Consider the following 21,670-nt stretch of genomic DNA (forward strand, 5'->3'; position numbering starts at 1 on the left):
TGAGATGCAAAAGGCAGCCAGTGGGCTGCCTTTTTCATTTATCTTTCCGGTTTAGCCGAGCTGGAACAGCAGTGGCCAGCCCTGCTCCTGACAGTAGCGGTGCTCCTTCTCCAGATTCTGCATCAGGAGACGGTTCTCCTCGCACCAGTCGATCGGCAGGGTCACGACCAGCTGATCCCCTTGCACTGCGACTTTCCACTCGGGCAGCAGGTTGTCCTGGCGCTTGTGGTGAGCGGCGACTGCGAGGCGCAGGATGCGGATGCAGCGCAGCACCGTCTGCATGTCGTGGTTGGGCAGTGGCGGCAGTTCGGAGAGCTTGAGCCCCTTGCGCTGAAAGCGTACCAGCGCCGCTAGCAGAGCCTGATCGTCCTGGTTGAAGCCGGGCAGGTCGGTGTGTTGCAGGATATAGGCGGAGTGGCGATGAATGCCGCTGTAGTTGATGGCAAGGCCAATTTCGTGCAGCCGCGCCGCCCAGCCGAGGATGGCTCGATAGGGCTCTATCTCCATCTGCCAGGGCTCTTGCAAGGCATCAAACAGCGTCAGCACGCTCTGCTCCACCCGGGCTGCTTGTTTGCGGTCCATCCGGTAGTGGGTGCCTAGCGCTTGTGCGGTGCGCTCGCGAATATCGTGGTGCTGCAAGCGCTCCTCGAACTCATACAGCAATCCTTCGCGCAGAGCTCCATCGGAGTAGTCGAGCCGCTCGATGGGCAGCGAGGTAAACAGCCCGAGCAGGATGGCCACTGCGGCGGCAAACACCTCCTGACGCTCCTCGGTAAGCCCTGTCAGCTTGAGGTTATCGACTCGCTTGCGCTCAATCATCAGCGCCTTGAGCCGCTCCAGCCCCTCCAGCGTAATGCTGCCGTCAGTCAGCCCTTCGCCTTGCAGTACATCCCGTACCGTACGAATGGAGCCTGAGCTGCCAAGGCAGCTCTGCCAGCCCAGCTTGCGGTACTGGTTGACGATGGGGGCGAGCTGGTGCTGCGCCTCCAGCACGGCATTGGTGAAGTGCTTGTCGTTCAGCTTGCCGCTGGCAAAGAAGCTCTGGGTAAAGCTGACGCAGCCCATCTTGCGACTGGTAAGGGCCTTGTGTTCAAACCCTTCACCGATGATGAGCTCGGTGCTGCCGCCGCCGATATCGATCACCAGTACCTGGCCCTCGATATGCTGGGTATGGGCAACCCCCTGATAGATGAGCCGTGCTTCTTCCTGCCCGCTTATGATCTCAATGGGGTGGTTGAGCACCTTGGCTGCTTCACTCACAAATTCGCGGGCGTTGCTGGCGCGGCGCAGGGTATAGGTACCTGCGATGCGGATCTGATCCGGCTTGATGTTGGTGAGGCGCTCGGCAAACAGCGACAGGCAGGCGAGGCCGCGTTCCATCGCCTCCGGGCTCATCCGCTTCTGCTCATCCATCCCTTCCGCCAGCCGCACCCGCTCCTTGATGCGATCGACGATGCGAAAACGCCCTTCGCTCAGATGGGCGATCACCATGTGAAAACTGTTGGAGCCGAGATCCACGGCGGCATAGAGACTATTGTCCATTGTTTGACTCGATACGTTTGAGATAGTCGTAAATCGCCACCTGAGAGCGGATCTTGCGGCGGTTGCCCCGCTTCACATATTCGTTCTGCTGGTCGGCATCAATGACCCGCGCCTTGCAGGTATCACTCAGTTGTAGCTCGAGAATGTCCATGATGCGCTGCTTGAGGCGCTCATCATAAATGGGGGTGCCCACCTCAATACGGCCGTCGATATTGCGGCTCATCCAGTCGGCGCTGGAGATATAGAGCTGGGGGTTTCCCTTGTTGTGGAACACCATCACCCGCGGGTGCTCGAGGAAGCGGTCTATGATGCTGATCACCTTGATGTTGTCACTGAGGCCCGGTACGCCCGGGCGCAGGGCGCACATGCCACGGATGATCATCTGGATCGGTACTCCCGCCTGCCCGGCGGCATAGAGACGGTTGATGAGATCCTTGTCCACCAGATTGTTGATCTTGAGGATGATGCCGCTCGGCTGGCCCGCCTTGGCGTTGGAGAGCTCGTTGTCGATGAGACGATAGAGCTGACGGCGGCTGTTGATGGGGGAGACCAGCAGGTGGTTGAATTTGTAACGCTTATAGGGGTACTCGATGTATTCAAACACCCCTTCCACTTCGGCGGTGATATCCGGATTGCGGGTCAGCAGCGAGAAGTCGGTGTAGATCTTGGCGGTCTTCTCGTTGAAGTTCCCGGTGCCGATATGGGCGTAGCGCACCGGCTCGCCATTTTCGTGGCGGGTGATGAGGCAGAGCTTGGAGTGGATCTTGAGGCTCGGCACCCCGAACACCACCTTGACCCCGGCATCGGTAAGGATGTTGGCCCAGTCGATGTTGGCCGCCTCGTCGAAACGGGCGCGCAGCTCGACCACCACGGTCACCTTCTTGCCGTTGTTGGCGGCATCGATGAGGGAGTGGATGATCCGCGACTTCTTGGCCACCCGATAAATGTTGATGCGAATGGCGCTCACCGCTGGGTCGAACGCCGCCTGGCGCACCAGCTCGGTGAAGTGGTGGAACTTGTGATACGGGTAGTAGAGCAGGATATCCTGCTTGGTAATCGCATCGAAGGCGTTGACGAAGCCGTCAAAATCGCGGCAATCGAGGGCTGGCAGCTTGGGGTTTTCCAGATAGTCACGACCCACGTTGGGGAAGCCGATGAAATCCTTGAAGTTATGGTAACGCCCACCCGGCATGATGGCGTCGTAGGAGCTGATCTGCAGCTTGAGTTTCAGGAAGCTTATCATGGCAGCGGGCATCTCCCGCTCGTAGACGAAGCGCACCGGCATGGCGGTGAGGCGCTGCTTCAAGCCGTCACTCATCTTGTCCACCAGGCTCAAGTCCAGCTGGTCGGAGAGATCATATTCGGCATCCCGGGTCAGCTTCACCGCATAGGCGGCAATCTCGTCGTAGTCGAAGAAGCCTTTGAAGATCTCGTCGAGGCAGAAGCGGATGACGTTATCCAGAATGATGATCTGCTTCTTGCGGCGGGTCCCTTCAGGCGGCAGCTGGAAGAAGCGGGGCAGGTCGTCGGTCGGCACTTCCACCAGGGCGTACTGGATCACCTGACCGTTCTTCTTCATCTCGATGGCCAGATAGGTGTACTCATCCTTGAGGAATTTGACCGGATTGACCTCCTTGTTGAGCAGGATCGGGATGATGTGACGCAGCACCTTCTCCTTGAAGAAGACCCGCAGCCACTTCTGAATGGCATCGGAGAGCTGGTTCTCGTTGACCAGGAAGATGTTGTGGCGAGCGAGCGCAATCAACAGTTCCTTATAGGTGTTGTCGAACGCTTCACCGAGCGCCATCACCTTCTGCTGGATGGCGCGCAGCAGCACTTTCGCTTCATCGTCGCCACCATGTACTTCATTGATGAGGATGCGGCGCTTGACGTCCGATACCCGTACCTTGAAGAACTCATCCTGGTTGGAGGAGAAGATCCCCAGAAAACGAACCCGCTCGATGAGGGGCACCGTCTTGTCCATTGCCTCTTGCAACACCCGTTCATTGAATGAGAGCCAGCTCAGCTCTTTCTCTTCATACTGCTTGTCGGTGCTCATCTTGTGCCTCTGTTTCAGGTCGCGTCTGCGCGGCAGTTATGGCGTTAATATATGACAAATAAATGACAGTATTGTTACTGCTCGCTGAACGCTTCGTCGATGTCGACCACCAGATCGTCGGAGAGGGATTCCAGCGCGGTGATAAGCGTATCCATCGCGAGCTCGTCGGGCAGGGCTACCAGCGCATGGGCATAGAAGAGTGGGGCGCCGGAGTGGGGAGCCGGTTCACAGCCGGTGGTGAGATCGGCCACGTTGATCTCGAGCTGGCGCAGGATGCTGGCTACTTCATGGACGATGCCGGGGCGGTCGTTGCCGGTCACCGTCATCATGACTTGATGGGCTGGCTCGGCGGTCGGTGTCCCTTCGGCAAAGCTGATGGTCAGATCCGGTAGCAGGGCCAGTGCTTCGCACAGGCTGCGATAGTGCTCATCGGGGACAGAGACATGGAGGATACCGGCAAACTGGCCCGCCAGTTCGCTCATGGCGCTGCCCAGCCAGTTACCCTGCTCGCGGCTGATGACTGCAGCCAGACTCTCGACGATCCCGGGTTTGTCTGCACCGATCACGGTGACCACCAATTGTTTTTGCATCCTGCTCTCCTTGAAATGGGATTTCTTGCTCTATCCCTATTGTGCCTGCTGGGGCTGGTCATATGAACCCCCGCCTGCTGACAAATAGATAAAAAGACGGGACTTTTCACTTTCTATACACGGGTCTGCTGCCTTGCTCCGTGGCGGCTGTGGTAAAGTGATTCCCCTTTCGTGTCGTGAACTGGATCGTGCTCTCATGAATACCCTTGTCCTATCGGGATTGTTGTTGCTGGCGCTGCTTGTGCTGGCGATCTTCTGGAGCAGAGGCAGACAGCAAAAGCGCCTGCCCTATGATGTGCAGGAGACCCTGTTCAGTCCCGCTGAGCGCTCCTTCCTCGGGGTGCTGGATTTGGCGGTGGGTGACAAGGCCCGGGTCTTTGCCAAGGTGCGGGTGGCCGATGTGCTGACGCCGCAGGCCGGGATCGGTAAAAGCAAATGGCAGCAGCACTTCAACAAGATCAGTGCCAAGCATTTTGACTATCTGCTTTGCCACCCCGCGGATCTCTCCTTTATCTGCGCCATCGAACTCGATGACAGCTCCCATCGTCACCAGAAGCGCAAGGCGCGGGATCTCTTTCTGAAAACCGCCTGCGACAGCGCCGGTCTGCCGTTGCTGCAGATCCCGGCAAGTGCCAGCTATCTGGTGGAAGAGCTGCGCGAACAGATCCTGCCGCTGCTGGTCAAAACCAGCGAACCATTGATCGACGATTTGCCGCACGGGGCGCGCCGCGAGCCGACGTTCAACCCTCTGTTGCTGGACGGCGTGGATGTCGGTGCCGGGATGCGTGGCCGCACTCCCCATGCCGAGGCCATCTCGCCTGCGTCGCTCCGCGAGCCCACCATCCAGGCCAACGGGGCGGTGGAGGCGCCGCAGAGTGAGGGTGAACTGGTCGATGGTTTGTTCGCCGATGTAGAGGATGATGAAGAGCACGAGGTACACCACTGCCCTCGTTGTGATGCGCCGCTGGTGGAGCGGGAGGCGAAAAAAGGCCCCCACGCCGGTCGACTCTTTCTTGCTTGCAGCCGTTTTCCCGAGTGTCGTTACGCGGCGCCGCACCATCATAATCGCCACTGAATGCGCTTCACCGTGTCCCATGCTGCCCTCTGACGAGGGCAGTTTTCTTTCCGCTATTGGCGGCGTTTGTTAACGGCGCCAATGCAGAAAATTCCTCGGCAAAATTTATCTAATCTCCCGTTTCTGTCGATACACTTAGCCTGAATACGACAATTTTTGACAATGTGTCGGAATTTTGGCACTTTGTGTGCCTGCAAAAAGACAGTCAGTAGCTGTTTTATCATTAAATAAAACAATAAGTTAGTTCAGGACATCGCGAGGAATGGATATGGTGGAGATGGGCGTGTTGATTGTTGATGCCGATGCGCAGCGGCGCCAACAGTTGGGAACCGTGCTCTCGTTTATGGGGATCCCGTGGCAGGAGGTGGCACAAAGCGATCTGGATGTGGCCATCGAATCCTCCGGTCCGCTGCAAGGGGTGCTGGTGGGTGAGCTGACCGACCGTCCCTTGTCAGAGCTGCTGGCCGCCTTCCCCCGTACCCCCTTCCTCTCGCTGGTTGAGGCCGATCTGCCCAACAGCAACTTTATCGGGGTCGCGCTCTCGCCCTTTACCTATGAATCCCTTACCCGTCATTTGCACTTCTGTCAGGCGTTCGTCTCCTTGCATCCCCGTCAGCAGACCCATGACAAGGGGCAGGCCCTGCTGCGCTTGCTGGTGGGTAAAGGGAAGGGGATCCAGGAGGTACGCCGCCTCATCAGCCAAGTGGCCGAGACCGATGCCAACGTGCTGATCCTCGGGGAGTCTGGCACTGGTAAAGAGGTGGTGGCGCGCGCCATCCACGAACTCTCTTCCCGCAGCAGCGGCCCCTTCGTGCCCATCAACTGCGGCGCCATTCCGGCCGAATTGCTGGAGAGCGAACTGTTTGGCCACGAGAAGGGGGCGTTTACCGGCGCCATCGCGGCCCGTCGCGGTCGCTTCGAGCTGGCGCAGGGGGGCACCCTGTTTCTCGACGAGATCGGCGACATGCCGATGCCGATGCAGGTCAAACTGCTGCGGGTATTGCAGGAGCGGTTGTTCGACCGGGTCGGTGGCGGCAAGCCCATTCAGGCCGATGTGCGCATCATAGCGGCGACCCACCGGGATCTGGAGGCGATGATCCGCACTCAGGGTTTCCGCGAAGATCTCTACTACCGCCTCAACGTCTTCCCCATTGAGACGCCGCCGCTGCGGGATCGCATCGACGATATCCCGCTGCTGCTGCAGGAGCTGCTCAACCGTCATGCCGAGCAGCACCACGGCTTTATCCGGTTGACCCAGCGGGCGCTGGAGTCGCTGATGCAGTACCCCTGGCCTGGCAACGTGCGCGAGCTCTCCAACCTGCTGGAGCGATTGCTGATCCTCTACCCGCACCAGATCGTCGATGTGGCCGATCTGCCGAGCCGTTATCGCCTGCTGCCGAGCGAGCCGCGGGATGAGCGGCTGACCGAGATGGATGAACGGGATGCGCTGGCGGCGGTGTTCCAGGATCCACCCGAGCTGGATCACGCCCTCGCCTCGGCCCGTACCATGCAGCTGCCGGAGGAGGGGGTCAACCTCAAAGAGATGCTGGCCGACCTCGAAGTGGAGCTGATCCGTCAGGCGCTGGAGTCTCAGGACGGGGTGGTGGCCCGCGCCGCCGATCTGCTCGGCATGCGCCGTACCACCCTGGTGGAGAAGATGAAAAAGTACGGGATGAGCAAGGACGTCTGAGGGTCAAAGCCTTGACGCTAATGCGCAATTCATTGTTTTAATCCATATAATTTAGTGGCATGGAAATTGAATGACCTGACCCAATAGCCAGTTTGAGGTCAGGTTTATGACAATCCAGCAGCAGGACATGCCACTCCAGTCCCACGAAGTGAGCCAGCTCTATGCCATCTTCAAGGCGCTCCCCACCGGGGTGTTGCTACTTGACGGGGCAGGGGTGGTCACCCGCGCGAATCCGGCGGCCATCTCCCTGCTGGGGGAGCCACTGGAAGGGGAGCTCTGGCGCCACATCATTGCCCGCTGCTTCGAGCCGCGCGAGGATGATGGCCACGAGATCTCCCTGCGCGACGGGCGCCGGGTGCAGCTCTCGACCCAACCGCTGCCGGATCAGCCCGGCCAGCTGGTCTTTATCAATGACCTGACCGAAACCCGTAAACTGCAAGACCGCATCAACCACATGAAGCGGCTGTCGGCGCTGGGCAATATGGCGGCTTCGCTCGCCCACCAGATCCGCACACCGCTCTCCGCTGCCATGCTTTATGCCGCCAATCTGGCCAACCGCACCCTCAAGCCGGAATCTCGCACTCAGTTTCAGCAAAAGTTGATGGCCCGTTTGCAGGATCTGGAGAAGCAGATCAACGACATCTTGCTGTTTGCCCGCAACGGTGACAATCAGGTGGTCACCCCCATCTCGGTACAAGGGCTGCTGGCCGAAGTGCAGGCCGGTGCCGAGGCCTTCTGTCAGCAACAGGGCTGCGAGCTGCACATGGAGGCGCCAGAGCCCGATCTCTGTCTGCTGGCCAACAGCAGCGCGTTGGCGGGAGCCATCAACAACCTGATTGCCAATGCCCAGCAGGCGGGGGCCACGTCACTCTTGGTCAGCGCGGTGCGCAGCGGTGCCCGGGTGGAGATGCGGGTCATCGATAATGGCAAGGGGATCCCTTCCCATCAGCTCGGTCAGGTATTCGAACCCTTCTTTACCACTCGCTCCCAGGGCACTGGCCTCGGGCTGGCGGTGGTGCAATCTGTAGTGCGTGCCCATCAGGGGGAGGTCGGTGTGGCCTCGGTTCCCGGTGAAGGCACCTGCTTTACTCTGTCGTTCCCCCTGCACCAGCAACCGGTGCAGCTTGGAGGTGTAGCATGACACAGGCCAGGATCCTGGTAGTTGAAGATGACAATGGCCTGCGCGAAGCGCTGGTGGATACCCTTTTGCTCGGCGGTTATGAGTGCCGTGAAGCGGACAGCGGCGAGCGGGCTCTGCTGGCCCTCTCCCGTCAGCCGTTTGACATGGTGATCTCCGATATCCAGATGGGGGGGATGGACGGCCTCACCCTGCTGGCCACCATTCGCCAGCAATATCCGCAGATACCTGTGCTGCTGATGACCGCCTACGCCAACATCGACGGTGCGGTGCGCGCCATGCGTGAAGGGGCCATCGACTATCTGGCCAAGCCATTTTCGCCGGAGGTGCTGCTTAATCAGGTCAGCCGCTATGTGCCCGCCCAGAAGGTGGAGAAACGCGCCGTGGTCTACGGGGATCCGAAAACTGCCGAGCTGTTCCAGCTGGCGACTCGTGTTGCCAGAAGCGAAGCGACCGTGATGGTGACCGGCCCGAGCGGGACGGGTAAAGAGGTGCTGGCCCGTTACATTCATGACAACTCCAGCCGCGCCGAGCAGCCCTTTGTCGCCATCAACTGCGCCGCTATTCCGGAAAACATGCTGGAGGCGACCCTGTTTGGCTACGAGAAGGGGGCGTTTACCGGCGCGGTACAGGGGTGCCCGGGCAAGTTCGAACAGGCGCAGGGAGGCACCCTGCTGCTTGACGAGATCACCGAGATGGATCAGGGGCTGCAAGCCAAATTGCTGCGGGTGTTGCAGGAGAAAGAGGTGGAGCGGCTCGGCAGTCGCAAGATGATCCCGCTGGATGTGCGGGTCATCGCCACCAGCAACCGGGATTTGAAAAAAGCGGTGCAGGATGGCCTGTTCCGCGAAGATCTCTACTATCGCCTCAACGTCTTTCCGCTGCGCTGGTCTGCCCTGTGCGAGCGGCCCGGCGACATTCTGCCGCTGGCGGAGCACCTGCTGGCGCTTCATGCCAGTCAGCAGGGGCTACCGACACCACAGTTGACAGATGCCTCGCGGGATCGGCTGCTGGCCCACCCCTGGCCCGGCAATGTGCGGGAGCTGGACAACGTGGTACAGCGCGCCCTGATCCTCAGCCCGGACGGGGTCATTGATTGTGACCACCTCATTCTGGAGGAGCTGGATGAGCAGGAGATGGAGTTTGTCAGCGTGGAGCGCAGCTATGGTGGCGATCGCCTCGGCAGCGAGCTCAAGCAGCAGGAGCACCAGATTATCCTCGACACCCTGCAAGATTGTAACGGCAGCCGCAAGGCGGTGGCCGACCGACTCGGTATCAGCCCGCGCACCCTGCGCTACAAGCTGGCCCAGATGCGGGAGGCGGGGATCGACCTGCCAGCCTAAGGCATGTAGGGAAACCGCACTGTGTGGGGGCTGTCATGGTCTTGACGGCCCGGCTCGATTATCATGGGGCCCTTGGCGCTTTGAGCCTGGGCCCTGTTTTTATTGGTAAAGCAGGGGACCGAGCCTTAATAAGGGACCCCTATGATCTCTCATCGAAAACTCGAAACCGTACTGAATCATCTGCTCGAACCGCACGCCATCAAGGATTACTGCCCCAACGGCTTGCAAGTGGAGGGGCGCGAGCGCATTCGCAAGGTGGTGACCGGTGTCACCGCCAGTCAGGCGCTTATCGACGCGGCGGTGGCTGCCGAGGCCGATGCCATTCTGGTCCATCACGGCTACTTCTGGAGCGGTGAACCGGCCCAGATCACCGGTATGAAGCAGCGTCGGCTCAAGACCCTGTTGACCCACGATATCAACCTGTTTGCCTACCATTTGCCGCTGGATGTCCATCCCGAGGTGGGCAACAACGCCCAGCTCGCCAAGCTGTTCGATATCAAGGTGCGTCGCGGCCTGGAGCCGTGGAACAGCAAGAGCGTCGCCATGGTGGGCAAGCTGGAAGAGCCGATGAGCGGCCGCGATTTTGCCAAACTGATTGCCGAGCGTCTCGGTCGTGAGCCGCTCCACTGTGGCGACAGCGGCCCCGAGCTTATCCGTTCAGTGGCCTGGTGCACCGGCGGCGGTCAGAGCTACATCAATCTGGCGGCGGAGCAGGGCATCGATGCCTTTATCTCCGGTGAAGCCTCCGAGCAGACCATTCACACCGCCCGCGAGATGGGGATGCACTTCTACGCCGCGGGCCATCACGCCACCGAGCGTTACGGCGTCAAGGCGCTGGGGGAGTGGCTGGCAACTGTGCACGGGCTGGATGTGACCTTTATCGATATCGACAATCCGGTCTAAACCTGTCCACGATCTGGCTACGAAACCGTGATCAAGGCTCATGTGCTGCTCGCTTATGTATACAGCAAAGAGTGCTCACGTATGTCCATACGCTCCGGTTCCTGTGCTGCTCTTCACCTTGTTGACGGTTTCTCGCTGCAGGTCGTGAACAGGTTTAAGCCTGTGCCTGTGGTGGGAAAATTCAGGAAATAAAAAGGAGGCCATCGGCCTAATGCTAGTCAGTTAAGCCTGACTGGCATTGTTTTTATTGGCTTTTTGCACCGTATACTTTTGTTGTCTTGGCTTCACGCAGCGGGGGTAACTCCGCTCCCTTCGCTCCGGCAATACAAACTGCCCCGCCTGCTTATCCAGCTCCGCCACCCGCTTCGGAATACTCCCCGGTGACAGGTACGGCATGCAGCTCAGTTCATGGATGAGGTACACCGATGCCATGTGAAAACTCAGCTGACTTGCCGTGTATCCCTTCAGACTCGCTGCCATCTTTACCATCTGGCTACGCAGCAGGTTGTACGCCAGCAGCACGCCCCACAGCTCTTGCCGTATCCCTGCCGCCTTTTTGCTGCGCAGGAGCCAGTGTTGTTGCAGGCTGTGCTTCATCTCCCGATAGCCCAACTCGATTTCCCAGCGGTGGCTGTAGAGCTCAACGATGTCGGCCCCCGGGAAACGCATCGGGTCGACCATTGAGGTCAATACTTGGCGCGCCTTGCCATTGATGTGTCGGGTCAGCAAGCGGGCTTCCACCGTGTCAGGTAGGTGCGGCCACTTCTTCCTCGCCTGTGGACTGGTTTTGAGACGCACCAGCACATCCTGACGCCCCAGCTTGCGCACCACCTCGTATTGCGTGCCCTTTTTGAGTGGCAGCAGCCAGTGCCGCTCGCAGCCAGCGGTTTGCCAGGCGTGGAGCAGACCGAGAGAGTAAAACCCCTTGTCGAACAGGGTGAGCGAGTGGTCCGGCGTGCGTGCGACAAGCTGTTCGGCCAACACCATCTCGTTGACGGCGCAGCTCTCCATGACCGCCTGCACAAGTAGGTGACTGGTCAGCTCCATCTGACAGAGCATGCGCACCTGCGGATAGGCGGTTTCGCCCTGCAGGGTACCGGGCTTGGCAAAGGCGGCGGCATTGTCTGGGGTATCGGGGGTGCGCCACATCACGCCATCAACGGCGAGCAGTTGCAGCCCGGCCCAACCAGGGTGGTTGGCCTGCTGGTGCCAACGCGAGGCGGTCTCGTGAAACAGGCGTTCGATGCTCTTGTCCCCCAGTTTTTGGCGAGCTTGCAGGAAGGCGCTGGGGGCGACGAAGGGGCGATCGCCGGGCAACAGGATATCGAGCTGATTGACCAGCTGGGTCATGGGGACGTGGCGGAAGATGGCTATGCCGATGATGGCCCAGACCAGACGCTCCATGGGCATACGGCGGCGACGCAGGGTCACGACATCCTCTTCGGCGAGCAGAGTGGTGATGAACTCGTTGGGAATGAGGTCGGAGAGTGACTCAAACTGAGCGGCATTACTGGCGTGCAGGAAATCGAGAGCCTGGTCGATACGCATAAAAAATCCGAAACCAATCAACAGGTTTCGGATTTTTACACATCAGGAGGATCGGTCAATGGATCCTTAACTGATCGGCATTAGGCCATCGGCCTCCTTTTTCACATTTCGACAAGACGTCTGCTTACTCGCAGGCGTAACCAGCGGGGCCCAGCAGGGCGCCATCCAGTTGCACGGCGCCATCTACCATCTGCAGCCTGCCTTCGCAGAACCAGCGTACCACCAGCGGATAGATGCTGTGCTCCTGCGCCTGTACCCGTGCCGCTACCTCGTCCGCACTGTCCCCTTCAAAGATGGGCACGCGGGCCTGCAGGATCACCGGGCCCCCGTCCAGCTCTTCGGTGACGAAGTGGACGCTGGCGCCGTGTTCACTGTCACCGGCATCGATAGCGCGCTGGTGGGTGTGCAGTCCCTGATACTTGGGCAGCAGGGAGGGGTGGATATTGATCATTCGCCCGGCGAAATGGCGCACCAGATCGCCGCTCAATATCCGCATAAACCCGGCCAGCACCACCAGATCCGGCTGATAGTCTGCCATCAGCGCCAGCAGGGCGGCGTCATACTCCTCTCGGCTGGCAAACTGCTGCTGGGCCAGAATGGAGGTCGCCACGCCTGCTTCTTTGGCGCGAACCAAGCCATAGGCATCGGCCTTGTTGCTGATGACGCCGACCACTTCACCGGCAATCTTGCCGCTGGCGCAGTGGTCGAGGATCGCCTGCAGGTTGCTGCCGCTGCCAGAGATTAGGACGAGGATCCGCATCATTTGATGACGACCTGCTCCTCACCGTCTGCTGCCTTGGCGATATGACCGATGTGCCATGCGTTCTCGCCTTCTGCCTTGAGCAGGGTCAGCGCCTTCTCCAGCTGGTTGGCGGGCAGGGCGATGATCATGCCGACGCCGCAGTTGAAGGTGCGATACATCTCGTGACGGGTAACGTTGCCAGCCTGCTGCAGCCAGCTGAACACCGCCGGCCACTGCCAGCTCTGCTCGTCGATCACCGCTTGAGTATTGGCAGGCAATACGCGGGGGATGTTCTCCCAGAAGCCACCGCCGGTGATGTGGGAGAGGGCGTGGATCTCGCACTCCTTGATGAGCTTGAGCACAGGTTTCACATAGATGCGGGTCGGCTCCAGCAAGGCATCTGCGAGGGTACGGTCACCCAGCGGCTGATGCACGTCGGCTTTGGAGACTTCCAGAATTTTACGGATCAGGGAGAAGCCGTTGGAGTGAGGGCCGCTGGCGGCCAGGGCGATCAGGGCATCCCCTTCACCGACCTTGCTGCCGTCGATGATGTCGCTCTTCTCCACCACACCGACGCAGAAACCGGCGATGTCGTAGTCTTCCCCTTCATACATACCCGGCATCTCGGCGGTCTCGCCGCCCACCAGGGCACAGCCTGATTGCTCGCAACCGGCACCGATCCCGGTGACCACCGCGGCCGCGGTGTCCACGTCCAGCTTGCCGGTTGCATAGTAGTCGAGGAAGAACAGCGGCTCGGCGCCCTGTACGATCAGGTCATTGACGCACATGGCCACCAAATCGATGCCCACGGTGTCGTGCTTCTTCAGGTCGATGGCCAGCCGCAGCTTGGTGCCCACACCATCGGTACCGGAGACCAGTACCGGCTCCTTGTAGCCCGCAGGGATTTGACACAAGGCCCCAAAGCCGCCAAGACCACCAAGGACTTCAGGACGACGAGTGCGCTTTGACACGCCCTTGATACGTTCAACCAGTGCATTGCCGGCATCGATATCTACGCCAGCATCCTTGTAGCTCAGTGAGGTTTTGTCAGTCACGAGTATTCCCCGTCATGTAAAGAAGTGGAGGGTAAAATTCGGGGCGTATTCTAACAGTGGCGGTGAAAAACCAGAAAGGAAATCGTTTGCGCGTTTTTGCGCGGAAATGCTCTACAAGCGGTGGCTTTTGTTGTATGATTCCGCGATTTTTTTGCGGCAGGTTAGAGGAGATAATAATGAAAGTCGTTGAAGTCAAACACCCCCTGGTCAAACACAAGATCGGTCTGATGCGTGAAGGCGATATCAGCACCAAGCGTTTCCGTGAACTGGCCAAAGAAGTGGGCAGTTTGTTGACCTATGAAGCGACCTCTGACTTCGAAACCGAGAAGGTTATCATCGATGGCTGGAATGGGCCAGTAGAAGTTGACCAGATCAAGGGCAAGAAGGTAACCGTCGTACCCATCCTGCGTGCCGGCCTTGGCATGATGGATGGCGTGCTGGAGCACATGCCGAGTGCCCGCGTCAGCGTGGTCGGTATCTACCGTGATGAAGAGACCCTGCAACCGGTTCCCTATTTCGAAAAGATCGTCAGCAACATCGAAGAGCGTCTGGCGCTGGTCATCGATCCGATGCTGGCCACCGGTGGTTCCATGATCGCCACTATCGATCTGCTGAAGAAGAAAGGCTGCCAATCCATCAAGGTGCTGGTACTGGTTGCCGCGCCGGAAGGGATCAAGGCGCTGGAAGCCGCTCACCCTGACGTAGAGCTCTATTGCGCTTCTGTCGACCAGGGGCTGAACGAGAAAGGCTACATCGTGCCGGGTCTGGGCGATGCAGGCGACAAGATCTTCGGTACCAAATAAGTTAATGCCTTGACCCGCTTCCCATGTGGAAGGGGTGATCGGAGCCGGCGCATCGCCGGCTCTGCTGTTTGTGGCCGCTTGTGCCAGCCTTGCCGCAGGATGCGCCTTGCCGCTACCATAAGCACACTCTCCCATTTCGAGACTCTGTTCATGTTCAAACGTGTTGTGACCGCCCTCTGCTGCGGCTTGTCATTCATGGCCTCGGCCGCTCAGGTGACCGACCTCTATCAGGGCAAGGCCCCGACCAGTGGTGACATGGTGGCCGCTCAGGGGCAGGCACTGGGTCAGGTGCTGATCAAGGTGACCGGCAAGCGTGACATCCTCACCCAGCCGGTGGTGGTCAAGGCGCTGGCGGCCCCGGGCGACTATGTCAAAAGCTATGGTTATCAGGATCAGGACTCCGTCAAGTATCTGAAAGCCGAGTTCAAGAGTGACAAGGTCAACAGCCTGGTTTCCGAGAGCCAGTTTGCCCTGCTTGGCCCGGCTCGTCCCCAAATGGCCATCTGGCTGGTGGTGGATCAGGGTGAGCGTCGCTTGCTGGCGGATCAATCCAGCGATGGTTGGGCGCAAGCCTTGCGCGAGCAGGCCCAGATGCTGGGGCTGCCCATCAGCATTCCGCTGATGGATCTCGATGACAACATGGCGGTCAGTGCCACCGACGTCTGGGGACGCTTTGCCGACCCGATTTTGCAGGCAAGCCAGCGCTATGGCGCCGAGATGGTGGTGCTGGGCAAGCTGACACCGGAAGGTGACAAGTGGAGCATCGATTGGGGACTCTACGGCCCCAAAGCGGCCGGTGAAGTGACCGAGCTGACCCGTGGCAATAGCACCGGCACTCAGGCCGAAGTGGCGCAAGGGCTTGCCGATACCCTGGCGGCCTGGCTGGTGAAAAACTACGGTGCTCGCATTTCGGGTCCGGCAACCAGCCAGACCCTGGTGGTGGATGGCCTCTCCGAAGTGGACAGCATGATCGCCGTGCAGAAGATGCTGCAGGGGATGGCCAACGTCAGCAAGGTGGCGATCGGCAAGCTGGAGGGGGACCAGGTCACCTTCAACTTTACCCTGCAAGGGGATCAGGCCGAACTGGTGCGGGCGCTGCAACTTGAGAGTCGTTTGCGCAAGGTTGACGATAATGGCAGCGGTTTGTGTTACCAATGGTCGCAGCCCTGATTTTATAAGGCTTTTGTAGACCGCCCGGCCTGTCCGGGCGGTTCTCTATCTGCCTTTGCGATGATACACTTAGCCACAAATGTCACAGTCAAAGCCCAACGAGTGAAGCAACCGGCCCAACTGTCTTTAGCCGTACAACTACCGGATGATGAAACCTTCGTCAGTTTTTATCCCGGCACCAATGCTCATCTGATCACCGCCCTCAAGAATGCGGCCATCGGTCAGGGATCGCCTTTCCTCTATTTCTGGGGAGCCAAGGGATCCGGACGCTCTCATCTGCTCCACGCCACCTGTGCCGAGGTCAACGCCCGCGATGCGGCGGCGGCCTATCTTTCTCTCGATCAGTTTGAACAGCTCGACCCCAGCATGCTCGATGCCCTCGAAAGCCTGCCGCTGGTCTGTCTCGACAGCCTTGAGGCGATCGCCGGCAATGCCGTGTGGGAGCGGGCCCTGTTCGATTTCTACAACCGCTGGCAGGAGAAGGGCGAGGGGACGCTGGTGGTCACCGGCTGCAGCGCACCGCGCAAACTGGGACTGCAACTGCCGGATCTCGCTTCGCGCCTCGACTGGGGTGTCAGTTTCCATCTCGAAGAGCTGGATGATGAAGGCAAGCTCAGTGCCCTGCAGCTGCGTGCCGAGCTGCGGGGCTTCAAATTGCCCATCGATGTGGGCCGCTTCCTGCTCAACCGACTCTCCCGCGATATGCGCACCCTGCTCACCACCCTCAATCAGCTCGACAACGCCTCATTTCGCGCCAAGCGCAAGCTGACCATTCCCTTTGTCAAAGAGATCCTCGAGCTCTGATCCTCTCTGCGGTGTGCGGTTGTGGCCTGACTTTCGTTTGAATGGCAGATAAAAAGAAACCCCGGCTTCAGGCCGGGGTTTTGCTATTTCAAGGCAGCTCTCTTATTAGTGGAACTGATCTTCTTCGGTGGAGCCGGTCAGCGCGGTGACCGAGGATTGGCCACCCTGAATGACGGTGGTCACCTTGTCGAAGTAACCGGTACCGACCTCCTGCTGGTGGGCTACGAAGGTGTAGCCACGGCTGGCGGCGGCAAATTCCGGCTCCTGCACCATCTCGACGTAGTGCTTCATCCCTTCGCCACGGGCGTACTGGTAGGCCAGTTCGTACATGTGGAACCACATGTTGTGGATACCCGCGAGGGTGATGAACTGGTACTTGTAGCCCATGTCGGAGAGCGCCTGCTGGAAGCGGGCGATGGTGGCATCGTCCAGATTCTTCTTCCAGTTGAAGCTCGGGGAGCAGTTGTAGGCCAAGATGCGATCCGGGAACTTGGCCTTGATCGCTTCGGCAAATTTACGCGCTTCGTCCAGATCCGGCTTGGCGGTTTCACACCACACCATGTCAGCGTAGGGGGCGTAAGCCAGACCGCGAGCGATGGCCTGATCGATACCAGCACGCACCTTGTAGAACCCTTCAGCTGTGCGCTCGCCAGTCAGGAAGTCTGCATCGTACGGGTCTGCGTCGGTGGTCAACAGGTCAGCGGCGTTGGCGTCGGTACGGGCGATCACCAGGGTGGTGGTGCCGCACACATCAGCTGCCAGACGGGCAGCAACCAGCTTCTGCACCGCTTCCTGAGTCGGTACCAGCACCTTGCCACCCATATGGCCGCACTTCTTGACGGAAGCGAGCTGATCTTCGAAGTGCACGCCAGCGGCGCCCGCTTCAATCATTCCCTTCATCAGTTCGAAGGCGTTCAATACGCCACCGAAACCGGCTTCCGCATCGGCCACGATCGGCAGGAAGTAGTCGATAAAACCCTCATCCTGCGGCCCGACCTTGTTGGCCCACTGGATCTGGTCGGCACGGGCGAAGGAGTTGTTGATGCGCTCCACCACGGACGGTACGGAGTTGGCCGGGTAGAGGGACTGATCTGGATACATGGTGGAGGACAAGTTGTTGTCCGCCGCCACCTGCCAGCCGGAGAGGTAGATCGCCTCGATCCCCGCCTTGGCTTGCTGTACTGCCTGACCGCCGGTCAGGGCGCCGAGGCAGTTGACGTAGCCTTTCTTGGCGTCGCCGTGGATCAGGCCCCACAGCTTGTCGGCACCGCGCTGAGCCAGGGTGTGAACCGGCTGCAAGCTGCCGCGCAGGTTTACCACATCTTCGGCGCTGTAGCCGCGCTTGATCCCTTTCCAGCGGGGGTTTTCCGCCCAGTCTTTCTCGATAGCCTGGATCTGTTGCTCACGGGTCAGTGCCATATCAGTTCCCTCTTTCATTGATTTCACGTTTCCATTGACTTGTTATTGGCGAGCCCCGCTGGGGGCCCGTGATTCAGAGCCGCTCGTAACCGGGCAGCGTCAGAAAATCGATCAGGGTGTCGGCGCAGGTGATCTCTTCCATCAGCTCGCTCGCCTCGGCAAAGCGTCCTGCCTGCCAGCGTGCGGCGCCCACCTCGGCTTTGACCACCTCCAGCTCCTCGGCCAGCATCTGGCGGAACAGCTCTTTGGTCACCACCTTGCCATTCGACAGACTCTTGCCGTGGCGGATCCACTGCCAGATGGAGGTGCGGGAGATCTCGGCGGTGGCGGCATCTTCCATCAGACCGTAGATGGGCACGCAGCCGTTGCCGTTGATCCAGGCCTCCAGATATTGCAGGGCGACCCGGATATTGGTGCGCATCCCCGCCTCGGTGCGCTCGCCCTCACAGGGTGCCAGCAGGTCGGCGGCGGTGAGGGGGGCATCCTGCTCACGCAGTACGCCGATCTGGTTCTTGGCGCCAGCCGCAATGGTGGCGTTGAACACCGCCATGGCGGTATCAGCGAGGCCCGGGTGGGCGACCCAGGTACCATCGTGGCCGTTGTTGGCTTCGCGCTCCTTGTCGGCCTTGACCTTGGCGAAGACCTGCTCGTTGACGGCAGCGTCCTTGGCCGGAATAAAGGCGGCCATGCCACCCATCGCCAGCGCACCGCGCTTGTGACAGGTCTTGATCAGCAGCCGCGAGTAGGCGGAGAGGAACGGCTTGTCCATGGTTACCACCTGACGATCAGGCAGCACCCGATCCGGATGGTTCTTCAAGGTTTTGATATAGCTGAAGATGTAGTCCCAGCGGCCGCAGTTGAGGGCGACGATGTGATCCTTCATCTGATAGAGCAGCTCATCCATCTCGAACACGGCCGGCAGGGTTTCAATCAGCACGGTGGCCTTGATGGTGCCGCGGGGCAGGCCGAACTTGTCCTCGGTCCAGGCGAACACCTCGCTCCACCAACGCCCTTCCAGATGGCTCTGCAACTTGGGCACGTAGAAGTAGGGGCCGGAGCCTTTGGCCAGCAGCGCCTGATAGTTGTGCAGGAAGTAGAGGGCAAAATCGAAGAGGCCACCGGGGATGGGCTCGCCATCGAAGGTGACATGTTTTTCCGGCAGGTGCAGACCGCGCACCCGGCAGATGAGGACGGCCGGATCGGCGTTCAGGGTATAGGCCTTCCCTTCCGGACTGGTGTAGGAGATGGTGCCGTTGACCGCATCGCGCAGGTTGATTTGGCCCTCGATCACCTTGTTCCAGGCGGGGGCCAGTGAGTCCTCGAAGTCCGCCATGAACACCTTGACGTTGGCGTTGAGGGCGTTGATCACCATCTTGCGCTCGACCGGGCCGGTGATCTCCACACGGCGGTCTTGCAGGTCGGCGGGAATGCCGCGAATGGTCCAGTCACCTTCACGTATGTGGGCGGTTTCCGGCAGGAAGTCCGGCAGCTCGCCGCCGTCGATACGGGCCTGGCGTGCCACACGTTGTTTCAGCAATTCCCCTCTTTGGGGAGCAAAACGTTCCACCAGTTCGGAGACCAGAGCCACCGCGTCCGGCGTCAGAATTTGCGCGTATTCGGGTAGCATCTCGCCTTGGATGCGAAGGCGGGCGCTGCAGTGGGTCTGAGCCGGTGCCGACATAAGGTTCACTCCTTTGAGAATTACATTTTGAACTTACTAACTACGACTAAAGTCGAATCCCTGTTCCTGAAACGTTCCCGCAACAACGGGGTAACACGATTGATAAGGTGCGAAATATTGTTGAATACGTCAACAGTTTTTTTTAAACGCCTGTTTTTTCGATATGGTTAAGTTTATGTTTTTTATTGCTTTATTTGGTTGGTATAAAAGCTCTACGCAGATGGTTATGCTCCTGCTTTTTCCCATCGGACAACGGCTAATTTGGGCCGTTACCCTGAGCCTCGTTCTGTAACTTATTACGTAATAAAATTACAAATGCAAAAACAAATCCCGACCTAACTCCAGGCTTTGCCAAAACAGCCGTATAAAGTGCGTTTGAATGTGACAATGAATGTTTTGCTATTGCTAGACCTAGTTAGTGAACGTGCGTTTTAAACTTGGCTTGGTGATGCAGGCTCTGTTGGCACCAGCGGTTGCAACGATGGAAAGTGAAGCGCAATAACGTAGGTTTGTATCAATTGTCGGGGGGGATGCTGGAGAGGGAAGGGGGAGACGCATCAGTCAATAATACTGCCATCTTTGATAGAATTAGCAGTTTGTCGTTTTTTGCAGATTTCTCGCCAAGGGTGTGAAACTGAGTGTGTTGAACAGGCGATGCCCCAGTGATTGAGCGGCCATCTGGCCGGGCTCAATAGTCATCATCCGGTTCGGCAAGATCGATCACATCCAGCTGGATGACCTGTTCATTTTCGCTTTCGGTGTGGCAAGGGGTGTCGTGAGGAACGGAATAAAGCGTAATGGCGGGTGCGAAATCGGTGTTCTGGTTCATGCCTGGTCCTGTGTTGCACGCAAGCCGGACAGTGATCCCTTCACTCGTGTTTCCACCTCCCTGTGTTGTCTACCGGCGGAAAGTTGCGCATCTTAATGAGTTCGGCAAAAAGATTCAAGTGGTTCTGAGTGTTTTTTGTTCTTGGTAGGCTGGCGTTGTCAGGAGGATAAATCGGAGGCAAAAAAATAGCCCAGTCGTTCGACTGGGCTATTCTCGGGGAAAATGGTCGGTGTGAGAGGATTCGAACCTCCGACCCTCTACACCCCATGCAGATGCGCTACCTGGCTGCGCTACACACCGACGGAGTCAGACTCGGCTGACGGGGAGGAAGTCTAATAGCATGGCCAAACGGGTGCAACTCCTTTTTTATCATAGAGATGCCGATTGCTTCTTTATTGCTCAGTCGGGATGCGGCTTGGGTCTGACGTGCAGATTTGGCATAATCGCCGCCCTGTCACCGCGAGCTATCATGCCTGCTATCTATGGATTCATCTGACAGGTATGGATAGCTGGAATGCAAACAGCACAATTGAACAATATAAAGAGGGGATGGGCGTGAAACCATCAGAGGTCCCAGAAATACCGAGTCAGACCGAGCAGGACGAACAGTGGATGCGCCATGCCATGGCATTGGCCGCCCGGGCCGAAGGGATTGGCGAGATCCCGGTCGGTGCCGTACTGGTGCTGGATGGTCAGGTGGTGGGAGAGGGGTGGAACCGCTCCATCAGCGAACACGATGCCTGTGCCCATGCCGAGGTGATGGCAATCCGGGCGGCGGGCAAGCAGCTGGCGAACTACCGCCTGCTCGACACCACTCTTTATGTGACGCTGGAGCCCTGCTGTATGTGTGCCGGTGCGCTGATCCATAGCCGGGTCAAGCGGGTGGTTTACGGCGCCCGAGATCTCAAGACTGGCGCGGCGGGGTCGGTGTTCGAGATCTTGCAGGACCCGCGCCACAACCACAGTGTCGAGCTGACCGGCGGCGTGCTGGCCGATGCCTGCTCGGCCCAGTTGTCGGCCTTCTTCAAGCGCCGCCGCGCCGAGAAAAAGGCGGCCAAACTGGCGTTGCAACAATCAAACGATACCCTTTCCTGAATCATTCGGGGGCAGCGCAGGCTGCCCTCGCTGATTATCAGCATAAATATCCCTTTATAAACAATATATTACGCTCGCCCGCCTTCGAAGGGATCCCCGCCCATTTTTCCGCTAACAACCTCTGTTAAAGCGTTCTTGATGTAACAAAACTGTCATGCAACCGCCATATAATGCCGCGAAGCCT

At 59.0% G+C, this 21,670-nt stretch carries 18 protein-coding genes and 1 tRNA gene; 9 read left to right on the forward strand and 10 right to left on the reverse strand.

All coding sequences use genetic code 11. The features are described from left to right. Window positions 1-51: 51 nt before the first annotated feature. The 3 genes from ppx to ACTG2S_RS09180 all read right to left on the reverse strand — a co-directional run bounded on the left by ppx (window position 52) and on the right by ACTG2S_RS09180 (window position 4,191). Window positions 52-1,542 (reverse strand): exopolyphosphatase, encoded by a 1,491-nt coding sequence (gene ppx / locus ACTG2S_RS09170; protein ID WP_021231053.1) that lies wholly within the window; start codon window positions 1,540-1,542, stop codon window positions 52-54. After that, a complete protein-coding gene (ppk1, locus tag ACTG2S_RS09175) occupies window positions 1,532-3,601 on the reverse strand; it encodes a polyphosphate kinase 1 (protein ID WP_101529450.1) in 2,070 nt (689 codons plus the stop codon). Before ppk1 ends, ppx begins: the two co-directional genes overlap by 11 nt. Before the next feature lie 74 nt (window positions 3,602-3,675). Then, window positions 3,676-4,191, reverse strand: a complete 516-nt coding sequence (locus ACTG2S_RS09180; RefSeq protein ID WP_274160368.1) for a glycine cleavage system protein R — start codon at window positions 4,189-4,191, stop codon at window positions 3,676-3,678. 196 nt (window positions 4,192-4,387) lie between these two features. Here ACTG2S_RS09180 and ACTG2S_RS09185 point away from each other — a divergent pair, with 196 nt between their 5' ends. The 5 genes from ACTG2S_RS09185 (at window position 4,388) to ACTG2S_RS09205 (ending at window position 10,340) form a co-directional block, all read left to right on the forward strand. Then, a complete protein-coding gene (locus tag ACTG2S_RS09185) occupies window positions 4,388-5,266 on the forward strand; it encodes a DUF2726 domain-containing protein (RefSeq protein ID WP_064338287.1) in 879 nt (292 codons plus the stop codon). Window positions 5,267-5,534: 268 nt separating this feature from the next. Continuing rightward, the gene (locus tag ACTG2S_RS09190) at window positions 5,535-6,956 is read left to right on the forward strand and encodes a sigma-54 dependent transcriptional regulator (protein WP_031227792.1); all 1,422 of its coding nucleotides are present in this window, start codon (window positions 5,535-5,537) and stop codon (window positions 6,954-6,956) included. 106 nt (window positions 6,957-7,062) lie between these two features. Then, complete coding sequence (locus tag ACTG2S_RS09195; protein WP_005334126.1) at window positions 7,063-8,097, forward strand: sensor histidine kinase; 1,035 nt, start codon at window positions 7,063-7,065, stop codon at window positions 8,095-8,097. Continuing rightward, on the forward strand, window positions 8,094-9,437 hold the full coding sequence (locus ACTG2S_RS09200; protein ID WP_110302912.1) for a sigma-54-dependent transcriptional regulator: 1,344 nt from the start codon (window positions 8,094-8,096) through the stop codon (window positions 9,435-9,437). The genes ACTG2S_RS09195 and ACTG2S_RS09200 overlap by 4 nt, the downstream gene beginning before the upstream one ends. A gap of 141 nt (window positions 9,438-9,578) precedes the next feature. After that, a complete protein-coding gene (locus tag ACTG2S_RS09205) occupies window positions 9,579-10,340 on the forward strand; it encodes a Nif3-like dinuclear metal center hexameric protein (protein ID WP_368157549.1) in 762 nt (253 codons plus the stop codon). A gap of 222 nt (window positions 10,341-10,562) precedes the next feature. On the opposite strand, the gene ACTG2S_RS09210 is transcribed toward ACTG2S_RS09205, so the two are convergent. The 3 genes from ACTG2S_RS09210 to purM all read right to left on the reverse strand — a co-directional run bounded on the left by ACTG2S_RS09210 (window position 10,563) and on the right by purM (window position 13,685). Further along, window positions 10,563-11,888 carry an IS4 family transposase gene (locus ACTG2S_RS09210; protein ID WP_274160369.1) on the reverse strand — a complete coding sequence of 442 codons (1,326 nt, stop codon included), beginning with the start codon at window positions 11,886-11,888 and terminating at the stop codon, window positions 10,563-10,565. A 124-nt stretch (window positions 11,889-12,012) separates the two neighbouring features. Further along, window positions 12,013-12,651: a phosphoribosylglycinamide formyltransferase gene (purN, locus tag ACTG2S_RS09215; protein ID WP_247822476.1), complete on the reverse strand. Its 639-nt coding sequence runs from the start codon at window positions 12,649-12,651 to the stop codon at window positions 12,013-12,015. Then, complete coding sequence (purM, locus tag ACTG2S_RS09220) at window positions 12,648-13,685, reverse strand: phosphoribosylformylglycinamidine cyclo-ligase (RefSeq protein ID WP_216951164.1); 1,038 nt, start codon at window positions 13,683-13,685, stop codon at window positions 12,648-12,650. Before purM ends, purN begins: the two co-directional genes overlap by 4 nt. A gap of 176 nt (window positions 13,686-13,861) precedes the next feature. Here purM and upp point away from each other — a divergent pair, with 176 nt between their 5' ends. From upp to hda, 3 genes are all read left to right on the forward strand, one after another. Next, window positions 13,862-14,488: a uracil phosphoribosyltransferase gene (upp, locus tag ACTG2S_RS09225; protein WP_005334115.1), complete on the forward strand. Its 627-nt coding sequence runs from the start codon at window positions 13,862-13,864 to the stop codon at window positions 14,486-14,488. A 150-nt stretch (window positions 14,489-14,638) separates the two neighbouring features. Continuing rightward, the gene (locus ACTG2S_RS09230; protein ID WP_274160370.1) at window positions 14,639-15,658 is read left to right on the forward strand and encodes a DUF2066 domain-containing protein; all 1,020 of its coding nucleotides are present in this window, start codon (window positions 14,639-14,641) and stop codon (window positions 15,656-15,658) included. A gap of 102 nt (window positions 15,659-15,760) precedes the next feature. Then, window positions 15,761-16,462, forward strand: coding sequence for a DnaA inactivator Hda (gene hda, locus ACTG2S_RS09235; protein ID WP_021231044.1), 702 nt, complete (start codon window positions 15,761-15,763; stop codon window positions 16,460-16,462). 105 nt (window positions 16,463-16,567) lie between these two features. On the opposite strand, the gene aceA is transcribed toward hda, so the two are convergent. The 4 genes from aceA to ACTG2S_RS09255 all read right to left on the reverse strand — a co-directional run bounded on the left by aceA (window position 16,568) and on the right by ACTG2S_RS09255 (window position 20,691). Continuing rightward, window positions 16,568-17,881, reverse strand: a complete 1,314-nt coding sequence (gene aceA / locus ACTG2S_RS09240) for an isocitrate lyase (RefSeq protein WP_088869417.1) — start codon at window positions 17,879-17,881, stop codon at window positions 16,568-16,570. 73 nt (window positions 17,882-17,954) lie between these two features. Next, window positions 17,955-19,562: a malate synthase A gene (gene aceB / locus ACTG2S_RS09245; RefSeq protein ID WP_274160371.1), complete on the reverse strand. Its 1,608-nt coding sequence runs from the start codon at window positions 19,560-19,562 to the stop codon at window positions 17,955-17,957. Between the two features lie 688 nt (window positions 19,563-20,250). After that, window positions 20,251-20,391 carry a hypothetical protein gene (locus ACTG2S_RS09250; protein ID WP_005334106.1) on the reverse strand — a complete coding sequence of 47 codons (141 nt, stop codon included), beginning with the start codon at window positions 20,389-20,391 and terminating at the stop codon, window positions 20,251-20,253. 223 nt (window positions 20,392-20,614) lie between these two features. Further along, a tRNA-Pro gene (locus ACTG2S_RS09255) sits at window positions 20,615-20,691 on the reverse strand. Window positions 20,692-20,940: 249 nt separating this feature from the next. On the opposite strand from ACTG2S_RS09255, the gene tadA reads away from it, so the two are divergent. Then, window positions 20,941-21,486 carry a tRNA adenosine(34) deaminase TadA gene (gene tadA / locus ACTG2S_RS09260; RefSeq protein WP_050498476.1) on the forward strand — a complete coding sequence of 182 codons (546 nt, stop codon included), beginning with the start codon at window positions 20,941-20,943 and terminating at the stop codon, window positions 21,484-21,486. Window positions 21,487-21,670: the final 184 nt, after the last annotated feature.

This window comes from Aeromonas sp. 82P (genome assembly GCF_051919365.1).
In the GTDB taxonomy this organism is placed as follows: Bacteria; Pseudomonadota; Gammaproteobacteria; order Enterobacterales; family Aeromonadaceae; genus Aeromonas; species Aeromonas veronii.

What these genes read in the sequence shown, in the direction of transcription:
- purN (WP_247822476.1), bottom strand. Translation starts at nt 12,651, where the DNA reads ATGATGCGGATCCTCGTCCTAATCTCTGGCAGCGGCAGCAACCTGCAG.
- upp (WP_005334115.1), top strand. Translation starts at nt 13,862, where the DNA reads ATGAAAGTCGTTGAAGTCAAACACCCCCTGGTCAAACACAAGATCGGT.
- ACTG2S_RS09250 (WP_005334106.1), bottom strand. Translation starts at nt 20,391, where the DNA reads ATGAACCAGAACACCGATTTCGCACCCGCCATTACGCTTTATTCCGTT.
- ACTG2S_RS09205 (WP_368157549.1), top strand. Translation starts at nt 9,579, where the DNA reads ATGATCTCTCATCGAAAACTCGAAACCGTACTGAATCATCTGCTCGAA.
- ppk1 (WP_101529450.1), bottom strand. Translation starts at nt 3,601, where the DNA reads ATGAGCACCGACAAGCAGTATGAAGAGAAAGAGCTGAGCTGGCTCTCA.
- ACTG2S_RS09210 (WP_274160369.1), bottom strand. Translation starts at nt 11,888, where the DNA reads ATGCGTATCGACCAGGCTCTCGATTTCCTGCACGCCAGTAATGCCGCT.
- ACTG2S_RS09195 (WP_005334126.1), top strand. Translation starts at nt 7,063, where the DNA reads ATGACAATCCAGCAGCAGGACATGCCACTCCAGTCCCACGAAGTGAGC.
- aceA (WP_088869417.1), bottom strand. Translation starts at nt 17,881, where the DNA reads ATGGCACTGACCCGTGAGCAACAGATCCAGGCTATCGAGAAAGACTGG.
- ACTG2S_RS09230 (WP_274160370.1), top strand. Translation starts at nt 14,639, where the DNA reads ATGTTCAAACGTGTTGTGACCGCCCTCTGCTGCGGCTTGTCATTCATG.
- tadA (WP_050498476.1), top strand. Translation starts at nt 20,941, where the DNA reads ATGGGCGTGAAACCATCAGAGGTCCCAGAAATACCGAGTCAGACCGAG.
- aceB (WP_274160371.1), bottom strand. Translation starts at nt 19,562, where the DNA reads ATGTCGGCACCGGCTCAGACCCACTGCAGCGCCCGCCTTCGCATCCAA.
- ACTG2S_RS09190 (WP_031227792.1), top strand. Translation starts at nt 5,535, where the DNA reads ATGGTGGAGATGGGCGTGTTGATTGTTGATGCCGATGCGCAGCGGCGC.
- ACTG2S_RS09180 (WP_274160368.1), bottom strand. Translation starts at nt 4,191, where the DNA reads ATGCAAAAACAATTGGTGGTCACCGTGATCGGTGCAGACAAACCCGGG.
- ACTG2S_RS09200 (WP_110302912.1), top strand. Translation starts at nt 8,094, where the DNA reads ATGACACAGGCCAGGATCCTGGTAGTTGAAGATGACAATGGCCTGCGC.
- ACTG2S_RS09185 (WP_064338287.1), top strand. Translation starts at nt 4,388, where the DNA reads ATGAATACCCTTGTCCTATCGGGATTGTTGTTGCTGGCGCTGCTTGTG.
- ppx (WP_021231053.1), bottom strand. Translation starts at nt 1,542, where the DNA reads ATGGACAATAGTCTCTATGCCGCCGTGGATCTCGGCTCCAACAGTTTT.